Annotated in this window: 11 protein-coding genes; 8 read left to right on the plus strand and 3 right to left on the minus strand. The window is 70.6% G+C overall.

The window, feature by feature from the left end; genetic code table 11:
• Positions 1-106: 106 nt before the first annotated feature.
• From ACIQJ5_RS13765 to ACIQJ5_RS13785, 5 genes are all read left to right on the plus strand, one after another.
• Positions 107-232: a hypothetical protein gene (locus tag ACIQJ5_RS13765; RefSeq protein ID WP_269143067.1), complete on the plus strand. Its 126-nt coding sequence runs from the start codon at positions 107-109 to the stop codon at positions 230-232.
• Positions 233-303: 71 nt separating this feature from the next.
• Positions 304-1599, plus strand: coding sequence for a hypothetical protein (locus ACIQJ5_RS13770; RefSeq protein ID WP_402844788.1), 1296 nt, complete (start codon positions 304-306; stop codon positions 1597-1599).
• A 4-nt stretch (positions 1600-1603) separates the two neighbouring features.
• Complete coding sequence (locus ACIQJ5_RS13775; protein WP_402844790.1) at positions 1604-2989, plus strand: RDD family protein; 1386 nt, start codon at positions 1604-1606, stop codon at positions 2987-2989.
• On the plus strand, positions 2986-6960 hold the full coding sequence (gene eccCa, locus ACIQJ5_RS13780) for a type VII secretion protein EccCa (RefSeq protein ID WP_402844792.1): 3975 nt from the start codon (positions 2986-2988) through the stop codon (positions 6958-6960). The genes ACIQJ5_RS13775 and eccCa overlap by 4 nt, the downstream gene beginning before the upstream one ends.
• Positions 6957-7883: an FHA domain-containing protein gene (locus tag ACIQJ5_RS13785; RefSeq protein ID WP_402844794.1), complete on the plus strand. Its 927-nt coding sequence runs from the start codon at positions 6957-6959 to the stop codon at positions 7881-7883. Before eccCa ends, ACIQJ5_RS13785 begins: the two co-directional genes overlap by 4 nt.
• Positions 7884-7916: 33 nt before the next feature.
• On the opposite strand, the gene ACIQJ5_RS13790 is transcribed toward ACIQJ5_RS13785, so the two are convergent.
• Genes ACIQJ5_RS13790 through eccD form a run of 3 tightly spaced genes read right to left on the minus strand, consistent with a single transcriptional unit; the run spans position 7917 to position 11892 of the window.
• Positions 7917-9224 (minus strand): S8 family serine peptidase, encoded by a 1308-nt coding sequence (locus tag ACIQJ5_RS13790; RefSeq protein WP_402844795.1) that lies wholly within the window; start codon positions 9222-9224, stop codon positions 7917-7919.
• Positions 9221-10546 (minus strand): type VII secretion protein EccB, encoded by a 1326-nt coding sequence (gene eccB, locus ACIQJ5_RS13795; protein ID WP_231091533.1) that lies wholly within the window; start codon positions 10544-10546, stop codon positions 9221-9223. The genes ACIQJ5_RS13790 and eccB overlap by 4 nt, the downstream gene beginning before the upstream one ends.
• A gap of 2 nt (positions 10547-10548) precedes the next feature.
• Positions 10549-11892, minus strand: coding sequence for a type VII secretion integral membrane protein EccD (eccD, locus tag ACIQJ5_RS13800; RefSeq protein WP_231091534.1), 1344 nt, complete (start codon positions 11890-11892; stop codon positions 10549-10551).
• Between the two features lie 333 nt (positions 11893-12225).
• On the opposite strand from eccD, the gene ACIQJ5_RS13805 reads away from it, so the two are divergent.
• The 3 genes from ACIQJ5_RS13805 to ACIQJ5_RS13815 all read left to right on the plus strand — a co-directional run bounded on the left by ACIQJ5_RS13805 (position 12226) and on the right by ACIQJ5_RS13815 (position 13458).
• Entirely contained in the window at positions 12226-12537 is a 312-nt protein-coding gene (locus ACIQJ5_RS13805; RefSeq protein ID WP_231091535.1) for a WXG100 family type VII secretion target, read from the plus strand.
• A 32-nt stretch (positions 12538-12569) separates the two neighbouring features.
• Positions 12570-12860: a WXG100 family type VII secretion target gene (locus tag ACIQJ5_RS13810; protein ID WP_231091536.1), complete on the plus strand. Its 291-nt coding sequence runs from the start codon at positions 12570-12572 to the stop codon at positions 12858-12860.
• Positions 12861-12987: 127 nt separating this feature from the next.
• Entirely contained in the window at positions 12988-13458 is a 471-nt protein-coding gene (locus ACIQJ5_RS13815; protein ID WP_231091537.1) for a hypothetical protein, read from the plus strand.
• Positions 13459-13539 lie beyond the last annotated feature (81 nt).

Genomic DNA, 13539 nt, shown 5'->3' on the forward strand with positions numbered 1-13539 from the left:
TCGGAGGGCTTGTTCCGATGAGCGTCCGTCCGGCCGACGACTCGCACCGCCGCCCGCTGACACGCATCGGCGCGAGAGCAACACCGATTTTCGGCAAGGGGGAAAAATGGGTGCACCGATGCTGGACATGGACGTCGATCCGGCGCCGCGCGCGGCCCACACCTCTGCCCTGACCGCGGTGTCACCGGAGCGGATGCTGCGGGCACTGCAGCAGGAGGCCGAGGAACTCTGAGCGCTTCCGCGTCGCCGGCCGCCGCCGACGCCCGCCGAATCGGTATCCGCGAGGGGGATGCCCGCCACGACGTGGTCCTCCCCGCCGGGTACACCGTCGGTGAGGTGCTGGCGGCCATCGGCGTGCGCACGGGTCCGCAGACCCGGATGTTCCGGGAGCGTGGCGTCGTGCCCATCGAGACGACGCACGGGATCGAAGCCTTCCGCGACGGCGACGTGGTCACTCTGATCGCCGAGGGTGCTCCCGCTGCGGTCCCGCGAAAGCGCGACCGTCGCCGCACGGACGGCGCTCGAACCGAGAACGTCGCCGCCTGGTGGGCGATGGGTGCGGTCGGCATCGTGCTGTCCGTCTTCCTGGCCTTCACACCGGGCGCCACGCTCACCGGCTGGCCGCTGGTGATCGGGTGCGTGATCGTGGTGGCGGCTGTGGCGGCCGCAGTCGTGCTCACGCGCCGAGGCCACACCCGCGCCATCGGCGCCGCGTCGCTCGGTCCCGCTGCACTGCTCGGGGGAGCGGGAGTGGTGCTCTCACCGCCGTCCTCGTTCAGCATCGCGGTGACCATCGCGACGGTGTGCGCGCTCATCGCGGTGTACTCGTTCGGTCTTGCGACGCTGGCGAAGCTCCCGGGCGATCGTGCCCAGCTCGGCGCGATCGGGGCGGTCGTCACCGGTGTGGGCGTGGTCCACATCGTCGCCGCCATGCTGGGCCTGCCGGAGGCGACGGCGGCAGCGTTCTGCGTGGGTGCGGCCCCGCTCGTGCTGCGGGCGCTGCCCGCCATGCTGATCGACGTGCCGGCCGGGATGTTCATCGACTTCGAACGCCACCAGCAGGTGCGGTGGGCGGTGCGCGAGCAGATGCCGGAGCCAGTGCTGCGCGTGGATGGTGCGCGCGTCGGCAACTTGCTGCGCCGGTCACGCGCGCGGATGCAGACGGTGACGATCGCGGTCTGCGTGAGTGCGGCCGTGTTCGCCCCGATCGCCCTGTTGCCGCTGGACCCCGAGAGCCTCACAGAGATGATCGGCCGCCTGTGCCTCGCCGGTCTCGTGGTGGTGGTGCTCGCCCTCAGCGCGCGTCGCCATGGCGCGACGGTGATCGCCTGGACGTTGCGCGCCACCGCGGTGTTCGTGCTGGTGGTGCTGGCGATCGGCCTGCTCGGCGTCTTCACGCCACAGACCCGCATGTTCGTCACGATCGGCCTGCTGGTGGTGGCGGTGCTGATCGCCGCGGGCTCAGTTCCCGTGGCCCGCGGACTGCGTTCCCTGTACTGGTCGCGCTTCGGTGACATCAGCGAGGCGATCGCAGTGGCACTGTGTCTTCCCGCCGGACTCGTGGCCGGCGGCATGATCGACATCATTCGAGGATGGTGAGCTGATGGCTGAGAAGCTGTGCTGGGCGTGTGGCAGGCCGATGCCCGCCGACGCTGCGGTGTGCCCCCACTGCCGGGCACCGCAGCAGGGCGCGCCCGCGGTGATCCCTGCCGGCGGGCAGCCGTCGCAGCCGCCGCTCACACGGGGGCCGCAGCCCGCATCGCCACCGCCCACGCCCGTGCAGGTGCGGCCCGTGCAGACTCCGCAGCCCGCTCGATCCTGGACGCAGGAACCGGTCGTGCCCGCCCCGGCGGTCGAGCCGTCGGCTCCCGCACCGGGCGCCGCTCGTGCGCACACCCGCACCCGGACCCGCCGCCTGCCCGAACCGGCGAGCCCCGCACGCGCGGAGGCGGCGACGCGACCCGAGATCAACCTCGACGACCCGCTGGGAGCCGAGTTCGCGGGGCGCCCCGCCGGGATCGGTCGCCGCCTCGCAGCTCTGACCATCGACGCCGTCCTGATCGCACTCGCCGGAGCAGTGACCGCCTGGCTCACAGGTTCGTGGATCCTCGGAACAGTCGTCGCGGCGGAAGTCGCCGTGATCTTCGTGGTGATCGAGGCGCGCACCGGTGCCACCGCGGGCAAGCTGCTCATGCGCATGCGCGTCGCTCAGGAGCACGCTCCGCGATCGCCCGGGCTCGGACGCTCGGTGGTTCGCGGACTCACCACACTGGCCGGCGGCCTCGTCGCCGTCGTCGGCGCCTGGGGCGTGGAGCTGACCGCGCTCGCCGATCGAACGGGCCGCCGGCGGTCTCTGGGCGATCGCGCGGCGGGCACCGTCGTGGTCGCCCTCCCGGACCGTGCTGCCCGCACCGCGGTCACCTCCGAACCCCCGAGCGCGCGCTCCGCGAACCCCGTGCCGGTGGCGGACGCCGGGTTCGCCGCGCTGGAGACCACCGGGGCCACCACGGGGGGCTCCGGGTCGACCACGGGCGGCGTCACGGGGGCACCGGCCGGCTCCGCAGCGCAGCAGCAGGACGCGATCCCCGTCGCCGTGCGCGGCGAAGGCATGGGCGCCCTGGAGGCCACCGGTCGCGTGGTGCCGGGCGGGGTCCTGCTGATCTTCGACACGGGCCAGCGCGAGCTGCTGCCGGCCCGCGCCGTCGCCAATCTCGGACGCACGCCGAGCGCTTCGGTCGAAGGCGACCTCACGGTACGCGTGGACGACCCGTCACGAACGATCTCGAAGAACCACGTCCGCCTCGAGCAGGCGCGATCCGGCGCCTGGGTCACCGATCTCGGCTCCACCAACGGCACCTCGCTCATTCGCGAGGACGGCACGGCGACGCCGCTGCGCGCCGGCGAGCGGGTGGCGGTCGATGACGGCGTGCGTGTCCGCATGGGCGATCGGTGGTTCTCGATCAGCCGACTGATGGAGGAGGACTCATGAGCCGCGGCTCCCGACTCGCCCCGCCTCGAGTTCCCAGCGGGAAGATCCCGATGGAGGCTCCGCCCGAGCTGAAGGAGAGCGAGGGCGGGGCCGGCCTCCTGCAGTCGATGCTGCCGATGCTCGCCTCGCTCGGCGCCGTCGTGATGGTCATCAGCATGGCGCCGAACGAGCCGCGCAGCTACATCACCGGCGGCATGTTCCTGCTGTCGGCGGTGGGATTCGTCGTCATCAACGGCCTGCGCCAGCGCTCGCAGCACAACGCCGAGGTGCTGGCGGCACGTCGCGAGTATCTCGCCTACCTGGGGGAGCTGCGCACCACGGTTCGCACGGCCGCCGACCAGCAGCGCCGCAACGCCAACTGGACCTCTCCCGACCCGAGCACGCTGACCTTCCTGGTGGAGGACGGTATCCGGGTGTGGGAGCGCTCGCGAACCGACAGCGACTTCCTGCTCGCACGGCTCGGGACCAATGACCAGCCGCTGTGCATCACGCTGGAGGCTCCGGATCTGCCGCCGCTGGCACAACTGGATCCGGTCGCGGCGTCTGCGGCTCACCGGTTCATGCTCACCCACGAGATGCAGCGGTCCCTGCCCGCCACCATTCGCTTGAGCGACTACTCCAGGGTGGAGCTCGTAGGGCTGGACGAGGACGCGGTACGCGGTCTCGCCCGTGCCATCGTCGTGGGACAGGCGGCGCTGCACGATCCGGACGACCTGATCATCGCCGTCGTCACCTCCGACGCGCAGCTGGGTGAGTGGGACTGGGTGAAATGGCTGCCGCATGCAGCCTCCACCCGCGTCAGCGATCGCATCGGCCCCGTGCGCATGGTGACGTCCTCCTTCGAGGAGCTGCGTGAGCTGCTGCCGGCGGATCTCGCCGACGCCCCGCGATTCGGCACCGCCGGTGCAGCGGGCCGGCACGTGCTGATCGTGACCGACGGCGTCCCGGTCCCGCGTGCCGATCCGCTTGTCGGGCTGGATCCCGTCGCCGGCATCACGGTGGTGGACCTGCCGACGCGGTGGGACGCGCTGGAGAATCCGGACGTGCTGCGCATCGCGCTCCCGGCCAAGGATGCCAAGGACCGTCGTTCGGAGCTGGTGCGCGTGCGGCAGAAGTCCGAGTGGCTCGTCGCCGACGACCTCTCCGTCGTGCTTGCGGAGGCCACGGCCCGCCGCCTGCTGCCGCTTCGCACCATGGAGGTCGCCCAGACCGACGGCGGGGCCGCCCAGATCAGCGGTCAGGCCGAGCTGGTGGATCTCCTCGGCCTGCCCGATGTGCGCGAGATCGATTTCGATCAGGCCTGGCAGCGCCGGCCCAAGCGGGATCGCTTGCGCGTACCGATCGGGCAGACCACCGAGGGCGCTCCCATCTACCTCGACATCAAGGAAGCGGCGGAGCAGGGCTCCGGACCGCACGGTGTGCTCATCGGAGCCACCGGTTCCGGAAAGTCCGAGGTGCTGCGCACCCTCGTGCTCGCACTCACGCTCACGCATTCGCCCGAGCAGCTCAACATGGTGCTCGTGGACTTCAAGGGTGGTGCCACCTTCGCCGGCATGGCCGACATGCCGCACGTCTCGGCGATCATCACCAACCTCGGCAGCGAGACGGGTCTCGTGGACCGCTTCCAGGACGCGCTCACGGGTGAAGTGGTGCGCCGTCAGGAGCTGCTGCGCGCCGCCGGGAACTTCGCCAACGTGAACGACTACGAGAAGGCACGCCGCGGCGGTCGTACCGACCTGGAGCCGCTGCCCGCGCTGCTGATCATCGCCGACGAGTTCTCCGAGCTGCTGGCGGCCAAGCCGGAGTTCGTGGAGAGCTTCATCAACATCGGCCGTGTCGGCCGCTCCCTCCAGATCCACCTGCTGCTGGCATCGCAGCGGCTCGAGGAGGGCAAGCTCCGGGGCCTGGACACCTACCTGTCGTATCGCGTGGGTCTGCGCACCTTCTCCGCGGCGGAGTCGCGCACGGTGCTCGGCGTGCCCGACGCCTACACCCTGCCGCAGGAGCCGGGTGTCGGCTATCTCAAGAGCGACCAGGAGACGATGACGCAGTTCCGTGCCGCCTACGTCTCGGGCCCGCCGAAGACCCGGATGCGGCACGGCGGCACCCCGGCTGAAGCACGTGAGAGCGCCCTGGAGATCATGGCCTTCACCGCTCGCCCGCAGTGGCAGCCGGAGGAGGACTCCGAAGAGGTGGCTCCCGTCGCCCCGTCGGAGGCTCCGAAGGAAGAGCGCTCCACCATCGACATCGCCGTGTCGCGCATGGCCGGTCGCGGCCCGCTCGCGCACCGCGTCTGGCTGCCGCCGCTCAAGGTTCCTGCATCGCTGGACGAGCTCATGCCGGATCTCGTCGTCGATCCCGACCTCGGCCTGGTGTCGCCGTCGTGGCGTGCGCGCGGTCCCCTGGAGGTTCCGGTCGGCGTGGTGGACGTGCCCCTCGAGCAGCGCCGCGAGCAGCTCGTGCTCTCCCTCGCCGGCGCGGGCGGAAACCTCGCTGTCGTCGGCGGCCCACTGAGCGGCAAGTCGACGCTGCTGCGCACGCTCACCGCCTCCCTCGCCCTCACCGCGACACCGTTGGAGGTGCAGTTCTACGTCCTCGATTTCGGCGGTGGCAGCTTCGTCAGCCTCCGGGATCTGCCGCACATGGCGGGTATCGCGATGCGCACCGACGAAGAGGCCATCCGCCGGATCGTGGCGGAGGTCGAGTCCGTGCTGAACGCGCGGGAGGTCTTCTTCCGCGACAACGGCGTGGACTCCATGAACACCTACCGCCGGCGCCGGGCCGAGGGACGGGTGGACGACGGCTTCGGCGACGTCTTCCTGCTCATCGACGGCTGGGGAACCCTGCGCGCGGAGTTCGAGAACCTGGAACCGCGCATCCAGGCGATCGCGGCGCGAGGCCTGGGCTTCGGCATCCACGTCGTGCTCACCGCCAACCGGTGGCTGGAGGTCCGCGCGAACATCAAGGACTCGCTGCAGAGCCGGATCGAGTTGCGTCTCGGAGACCCGTCCGACAGCGAGATCGACCGCAAGGTGGCCGTCAACGTGCCGCCGTCCTCTCCCGGACACGCGCTCACACCGCAGAAGCTGCACGCGCTGGTCGCACTGCCGCGCATCGACTCGTCGGGGGACCCCAACACCCTGATGGACGGCGTCGACGATCTCGTCGCCCGGACGACGGCCGCCTGGCGGGGTCCGCAGGGTCCGAAGCTGCGCCTGCTTCCCACGCTGGTCACGCTGGATCAGGTTCGCAGCATCGCGGGGGAGGGCGACACCCGCACGCTGCTGGGCATCGAGGAGTCCGCGCTCGCACCGTTCGGCGTCGATCTGCGCACCGAATCCCACCTCTACCTCTACGGCGACGCGGGAATGGGCAAGTCCTCGTTCCTGCGCGGCATTGCGCACGAGGTCATGCGGCTGCACCCCGACCGCAAGGCCAAGCTGTTCTTCGTCGACTACCGTCGTGCCAATCTCGGCGAGATCCCCGAGGAGTTCCTCGGGGGCTACCTCACCTCGCATGAGATGACGATGCAGGGCATGGGGGAGCTCGCCGCGCTGTTCCAGTCCCGTCTGCCGGGGCCGGATGTCACGGCTGAGCAGCTGCGCAACAGGTCGTGGTGGACCGGGTCGGAGGGCTACATCCTCGTCGACGACTACGACCTCGTCGCCACCAGTCAGGGCAATCCGATCGCCGTGCTGCAGCCCTTGCTCGCGCAGGCGGCCGACATCGGGCTCCACCTCATCGTGGTGCGTCGCACGGGTGGTGCCGCGCGTGCCGCGTTCGACCCCATCCTGCAGCGCTTCACCGACCTGGGCGTCACGGGTATCCTCCTCGGCGGCAACCCCGAGGAAGGCCAGCTCATCGGCCGTCTGAAGCCCGTGCCCTCGGCTCCCGGACGCGCGCAGGTCTCCAGCAGGGACCACGGCATCTTCTCCGCCCAGCTGGCCTACCAGCCACCCCGGTCGACGTGATCGATCCGCTCGTCCTCGTCAGCGTCGGAGGAACGCTGCTGCTGGTCGGCATCGCCGATGGCGCGGCCACCAGCGTGCTCTTCGCGCGACTCGGTCGCGAGCGCTGGCGTGGCTGGATTCCGTTCGTCCGCGATGCCGAGCTGCTGCGGATGGGGCAGGAGGGTGCCTACGTTGCGGGGCTCCTGCCAATCCCTCCGGTGTCCCTCTATGCGCTGTGGGTGAAGGGGCGCGCCCTCTATCGCATCGGCCTGCGGTGGGGATGGGGTCCCGCGCTCGCGATCCTCGGTGCCCTGGTGCCCGTCGTCTGGTCGATCCTGGCGGCCGTCCGCGCCGGCGGCGGCACGGTCGATGCGATGCCGGCGCCTGAGCCCTCCCGTGTTCTGCGCTCGCGGGAGCCCGCTCCGGCAGCGGGTCCGCGGAGGCGTCGCCGCACGGTGGAGGGGGCTTCGAGCACCGGCGCAGAGCCCGGAGTGCGTGGGGTCCCCCTGACCGGGGTGATGCCCGTGGAGCAGCTGGCCCCGATGGCGCCCGCCGCGCCGGCGCCGATGACCCCCGACGCGATTCCCGCGGCCGAAACCGTGAACCGCTCCCGCGCGATCGGATATGAGCTGGTGCTGTCGGACGGCTCTCACCATCCGCTCGACGGGCGTCGCGTGATCGTGGGCCGAGCGCCGCGATCCGACAGCGCAGACGTTCAGTTGCTGGCGCTGGTGGACGGCTCCGGGCAGCTGTCGAAGAGCCATGCGGAACTCACCCGTTCCGGGGACCTCTGGTTCATCACCGATCTGCACTCGACGAACGGCGTGATCACCTCGGTGCAGGGCGGTGCCCCGGCCCGGCTGGCGGCGGGAGCGTGCGTACCCGTCGTCGGCGAGTTCCAGCTCGGCGGTGTGCGCGGGATGATCCGACCGATCGACGGTTGAGCGGACCGTCGCCCATCCCCTCTGGCCGGGCGCTCACTCGGCGCGCTGGCGCTCCCGCCGGTTCCGGGCGATCGAGATCACGCCCACGAAGCCCAGCGCCCCGGCGCTGAGGACCGCGATCAGCACGACACGCGTCATGTCGCGCTCGTGCTGGTCGCTCGGGCCCGCGATGACGATCGTCTCGGGTGCCGGCGTCTCGGATGCCTCCTGCTGGGGGACGAACGGGCTGACGGGTCCGCGGGTGTCGGGCCCGGGCAGCAGCGCGAGTGCGGCCGCCGGCTGGACGATGCCCCAGCCGGCCTGATCGTCGCGCGCATCCGGATCACCGCGAAGCGCCGTCGCGGTCAGACGGTACGCCCACTCCTCGCGCGTCTCCCGCGGGTATGCGGCCGCGACCAGCGCCGCGGCGGCGCTGGCGTACGCGGTCGACCAGCTGGACTTGGGGTCATCGTTGAAGAAGCAGTCTCCGGTGTTGAGGCCCAGAGTGAGGACGCCCTGTCCGGGTGCGGCCAGCGCGATGTGTGCTCCGTGGATGCTGGCATCGGTCACGGCGTCGCCGGGAACGGAGGTCGCCGTCACCCCGAGCACGCCGGGGGATCCGGCCGGGTAGCGCTCATCGGCCGCGTCGGCCTGCGTGCTGCCGATCGTGATCTCGGTGTCGGAGGCCTCCACGTTTCCGCCGCTGGCGACCAGCAGCGCCCCCTTGCGCTGCGCGTAGGACACCGCTTCGTCGATCTCCGGGGAGAAGAACGGCGTGGACATCGAGACATTGATGATCTGCGCACCCGAGTCGGCTGCGGCCCGGATGCCGGCGGCGAGGCGCAGCACGTCGGGCCCGACGCCGGCCTTATCGGCCTCTTCGCCGGTCGTGGCGTAGACGCGCACGGAGTACAGACGGACGTCGGGCGCCAGCCCGACGAGGGCGGAGCGACGATCGGGCTGCGCGGCGATGATGCCGGCGATCGCGGTGCCGTGGCCGAGGATGTCGGTGTACCCGTTCGGGTCGGTTCCGTCGTTGACGAGATTCACCCCGCCCGCCATGCGCGAGGCCAGACGAGGATCGGAGGCGTTGATGCCGGAGTCCACGATGGCGACGAGCACCCCGCCGCCCCGGGTGATCTTCCAGGCGCGTTCGGCCTGAAGCAGCGACAGCGCCGCCGGCGGTGCCGGACTGAACGCGGGCGCCCCGCTGACGCAGGAATCGGCTGAGGCGGCGTCGGGCACCACCACCGCAGTCGAGCCCGCCGTGGCGCTCAGCGCCGGTGACACGCCGGTGAGGATGGTTCCGGCGGCCAGGGTGAGCGCGCACACCAGCCGGCGTGCCGATCGTCCGGTGATCATCCGCTGGTGGCGCCGGCGGCGGCGCGGGTCAGGGCGGGGCCGCTGTCGAACAGCGCCATCCACTCCGGTGTCGCGTGTCCGATGTCCCCGCTCGTGTACCCCAGCTGCGCGAGCAGCTCGTCGTCGGCGCCGGGGATGGCGTACTGCGTGGCGGTGGGGTCGATCAGCATGAGGAGGGACGCCGCGCCCTCGTCGGCCCCCGCGACGGCGACGAGGGCTCCCATGCTCGGCTCGACCGTCGTGCCCGCGGACAGCTCTGCGTCTGCCGCAGCTGTGGCCAGCACCGTCTGAGCCACCTCGCCGTTGGTCTGCGCCAGCGCACACGGAGTTCCCGCAGCGGGGGCGAGGGCGGTGACGGGCCAGTCCTGCGGTTGCGCGGGCTCGGCCGACGTGGGCAGGCTCGCGACCTGAGGAGCGTCTACGTCGTAGTTGCGCTCGGGGGAGTACGTGGGCCCGTGCTGATACAGCGCGAGTCCGAACGGGGTGAGCTCCGCGAGGCTGCCGTCGGACATCACGAGGTAGCGGGCATCCGAATCCGTGATGGTGGTGTGGACCACATCGCCCACCTTCAGGTCGCTGCCGACGAGTGAGCGACCCGCGTCGCGGACGCTGGTGGGCGTGAGCGGGGAGCCGAGGGCGAACAGGTTCAGCCAGTTCGTGGAGACCTCGACCCGGGGCGCCGATCCGAGACCGATGTCGCGCAGCAGACCGTCCACGTCGTTCTTGGGAAGCTGGAAGCGGGTGCCGCCGGCGACCACCCACTGCGTCTTCTCCGCGCGGGCCACGATCGCCGTTCCTGCGGCGGCGGCCTCGGCGATCGGCGAGCTGTCGATGCTCGTTGCCACACCACCGGTGTCGTCGGCGATGCAGGCGGTCCAGGCGGTGTTGATGAGCTGGTCGGGTGTGGGCATCGTGTCCGGTGCGCCGGGGATGCCGACCGTGGTGCCGACGGGCTTGCCCACCAGCAGACTGCCCGAGGCCTCGATCGGATCGGCGGATGCTTCGGCGGACAGCAGCAGGCGGGCGCTGGCGATGTTGAGCACCGGGTGCAGGGTGTTGTCCGCGGTCACGTAGCGCGACCCGGTGGTGGTGTCGATGATGAGCTTCCCGGTGCCCCAGTCCTCCGGCAGGGCCTTGACGTTGAAGCTCAGGAACCAGCCCACCAGCAGAACGGCGATGGACAGCACGACGCCGGCGATGACGCCGCGCAGGGGCTTCGCGGGCTCCAGCTCCTTGCCACCGGGTGCGCCGCTCACGAAGGCGGTGAGCAGGCGCCGCCGGGAGAAGTTCTGGGCGTCGAGCAGCTCGCTCTTGCTCGCCACGATCAGCTCCCCAGCAGGCCCGACGCCACCAGGCCCACCGGCAGCACCAGTGCCAGCACGATGATCTCGATGGTGTCGGACAGGCGTGCGAGGCGAAGCCGCGCGCCGGGGGCGAGCAGGGTGAGGACGATGGTGGCCGCCGCGGTGGCGGCGAGTGCCGTCACGATCACGGGAACCAGGGCGGGCTGCGTGAGCGCGCCCACCAGGCAGGTGAGAGCGATGCCTGCGGAGCCGAGCGCCAGCAGAACGAGGACGTGAGCACGGGAGTAGCTCATCCGTGCCGGGAACATGAGACCGGCGAACGCCAGTGCACACAGCAGCACGGACCACGGGTTGTCTGCGGCCACCACGGGCGTCGCAGCCAGCATGGCAAGCCCCAGCGCGGTGCGCAGCGCGGTGAGTGAGCGGTGTCCGGCGGACGCGCGGCGCTGCACGTCCCCGCCGTCGATGACGGGGGCGTCGGCGAAGATCTCCGCATCCGTCATCGGTGAGATCACGCGCAGCTGGGTGGTGGACAGTGCCAGCCAGGGCAGCGCATTCGCCAGGGCGCCGGCGACAGCGATCATCATCGTGTAGGACGATGTGGCGGCGGTGGGAAGCAGCCCGGCCGACAGCGCGGGCAGCGCGACGGCCGCGCCGGTGACGATCGGAACGTACTGCACGACCGGGCGGTGGGGGCTCAGAGCGAGCGCGGCCGCGCCCACCACGACGGCGCCGGCTCCCGCCGCCGCGAGCGGCCAGCCCCAGAGGTTCGCATCGGCGGGCACCGCGAGATAGCCGGCCACCGCGCCGAAGGCGGCCGCCGCGACGCCCATCGCCGCACCTGATTCGGGCTGACGCAGCCGCGCCAGGAACGCCGTCGTGGCCAGCAGCACGATGGCGCCGATCACCGCGACGATGATGTTGAGGGTGACGCCACGCCCGCTCGGCAGCAGCAGCACCGCACATACGGCGAGGAACGCCAGGCTGACGGCGAGTGCCGTGCGCGCGTTGTCGCGAGCGCTCCAGCCACGCTGCTCGCCGGTGACGTCCAGCACCGCTTCGACGATGTCGTCGTAGACGCGCGGGGTGGCGACGAACGCGCCACGACTGAGGGAGAGCACATCGCCGTCGGAGATGTCCAGATCTGCCAGCGTGCGAGCGGGATCGAGCGGCGTGCCGTCTGCGGCCTGCAGAACGTAGCCCGACGAGGTCATCGTGGGGTCGAGAACACCGAGGCTGCGGGCGAAGCCCGGCATGATCTCGATGAGTGGCACCTGGCGGGGAACCGTCACATCCAGACGGCGTCCTTCGCTCTGCACCGTGACGCGGACGATCGGCGTCGTCGACGTGCGTGTCGCGCTCACCTGGCCCCCTCCCGAGTGATCTCCCGCGCGCACCTACTCGTCTCGCGCGGGCATACATCCACAACTGTAGTCGGCGTGATCCAATGAGCATCAGTCCCCGGCGGGCGTGGACATTGGAAAGTTCTCACGAACATGCCGCGCCGCGGAATCTCCGGCCGCGAGGTGACCCCGGGCGACATCCGCGCGCGAGGGGAGTTGCAGCCACGCCGGAGGGGATCTATCGTCGGCCCTGTCAATTAATGGCCTCTTCCGCGCTCGCGCGGTTCATTAAGGGGGGGCTGTGAGTGCAGCGGCGAACGCTCTGCACTGGCATGAATGATATGGAGGTGTGTTGTGGCTGAGAAGATTTCTGCTGAGGCGGGTGCGCTACTCGCTGGTGCGAACGCGGTGAATGACACGAACGCGAGCATCGCGCAGAACGTGCGCGCTGTTGATGGCGCCGCCGGCGCGACGCGTCCGTTGTGGACGGGTCCTGCGGCGAACCAGTACTTCTCGCTCGTGGAGCGGTGGGAGGCCGAGGCCCGCAAGATCAACCAGGTCCTCGTGACGCTGGAGGGTGCGCTGCGCGGTACGGCTTCGGACCAGGCGGCGACCGACGAGTCGAACCAGCAGATCATTGGCGGCCTGGGCGCGACTCTCGCCTGAGCTTCCCGGACACTCGAAGGATATTGACGATCATGGACTCTTTCTCCGTCAACCCGGCCGCGCTGGAGCAGCTGTCGTCGGACATCGGCCAGCGCGGTAAGGCCATCAACCAGGCGCTCGAGAACCTGGACGCAAAGGTTTCGCAGCTGCGTGCTTCGTGGGAGGGTGACGCGCAGGTCGCGTACGACACCGCTCACGCTGCGTGGTCGCGTTCGATCAACCAGATGAACACGCTGCTGCTGCAGATCGGTCAGCAGACCGACGCCATCAAGGGCGACTACCTGCAGAGCGACCGCAAGTCGAAGGGCCGTTTCGAGATCTGATCTCGGGACACCCACCGGTCTGCCCCCGGGCGGACCCCATTGAGCGGGACGGAGCTTTCGCTCCGTCCCGTTCATCACTTCCGATGGCGGGACTCCGCCGACAAGAATCAGTGATCGAGGGGGAATCATGAGCGGTCCGAAGATCAGCGTCGACCCAGACGCCGTCGCGGCCGGTGTCAAGCGCCTGTGGCGCGCGATGGACGGGAACGGCGGAAACACCGATCTCGCCCAGATGGCGAGCAGCATCTCGCGGTTCGAGGGCGGCTCAGACATCGGGGCGATGAGCCAGTTCGTGGCGAAGTTGCGTGCAGATCTGCAGAACCGCAGCTCCGACGCACAGAACTTCAACTCCAACGTCAATCTGAACATCCAGAACCTGCAGGCCGCCGTCACCGATCTGATGAACACGGACTCGGCTGCCGGGCAGGTTGGACAGCAGCTGCTCGGCCAGATCGGTGAAGCCACCGGCGCACCCGTCGGAACGGGCGCCGGCGCCGGCGGTGCCGCCCTCACCCCCGCACCCGCAGCCGACGGCGGCAGCGCGCAGCCGGCTGCAGGCGGCTCGAACCAGGACAACACCCGCGACGAGTACGCCTGAGTCTCCCGCGGCCCAGCAGGCTCTGGTGAGCCGGGGCTCGCACCAGACTCACCGGCTTCGCGCTCGGTATATCGGAAGAAG

Source organism: Microbacterium sp. GXS0129 (genome assembly GCF_044769785.1).
Classification (GTDB): domain Bacteria; phylum Actinomycetota; class Actinomycetes; order Actinomycetales; family Microbacteriaceae; genus Microbacterium; species Microbacterium nymphoidis.

What these genes read in the sequence shown, in the direction of transcription:
- ACIQJ5_RS13765 (WP_269143067.1), top strand. Translation starts at nt 107, where the DNA reads ATGGGTGCACCGATGCTGGACATGGACGTCGATCCGGCGCCGCGCGCG.
- ACIQJ5_RS13775 (WP_402844790.1), top strand. Translation starts at nt 1,604, where the DNA reads ATGGCTGAGAAGCTGTGCTGGGCGTGTGGCAGGCCGATGCCCGCCGAC.
- eccCa (WP_402844792.1), top strand. Translation starts at nt 2,986, where the DNA reads ATGAGCCGCGGCTCCCGACTCGCCCCGCCTCGAGTTCCCAGCGGGAAG.
- ACIQJ5_RS13790 (WP_402844795.1), bottom strand. Translation starts at nt 9,224, where the DNA reads ATGATCACCGGACGATCGGCACGCCGGCTGGTGTGCGCGCTCACCCTG.
- ACIQJ5_RS13810 (WP_231091536.1), top strand. Translation starts at nt 12,570, where the DNA reads ATGGACTCTTTCTCCGTCAACCCGGCCGCGCTGGAGCAGCTGTCGTCG.
- ACIQJ5_RS13815 (WP_231091537.1), top strand. Translation starts at nt 12,988, where the DNA reads ATGAGCGGTCCGAAGATCAGCGTCGACCCAGACGCCGTCGCGGCCGGT.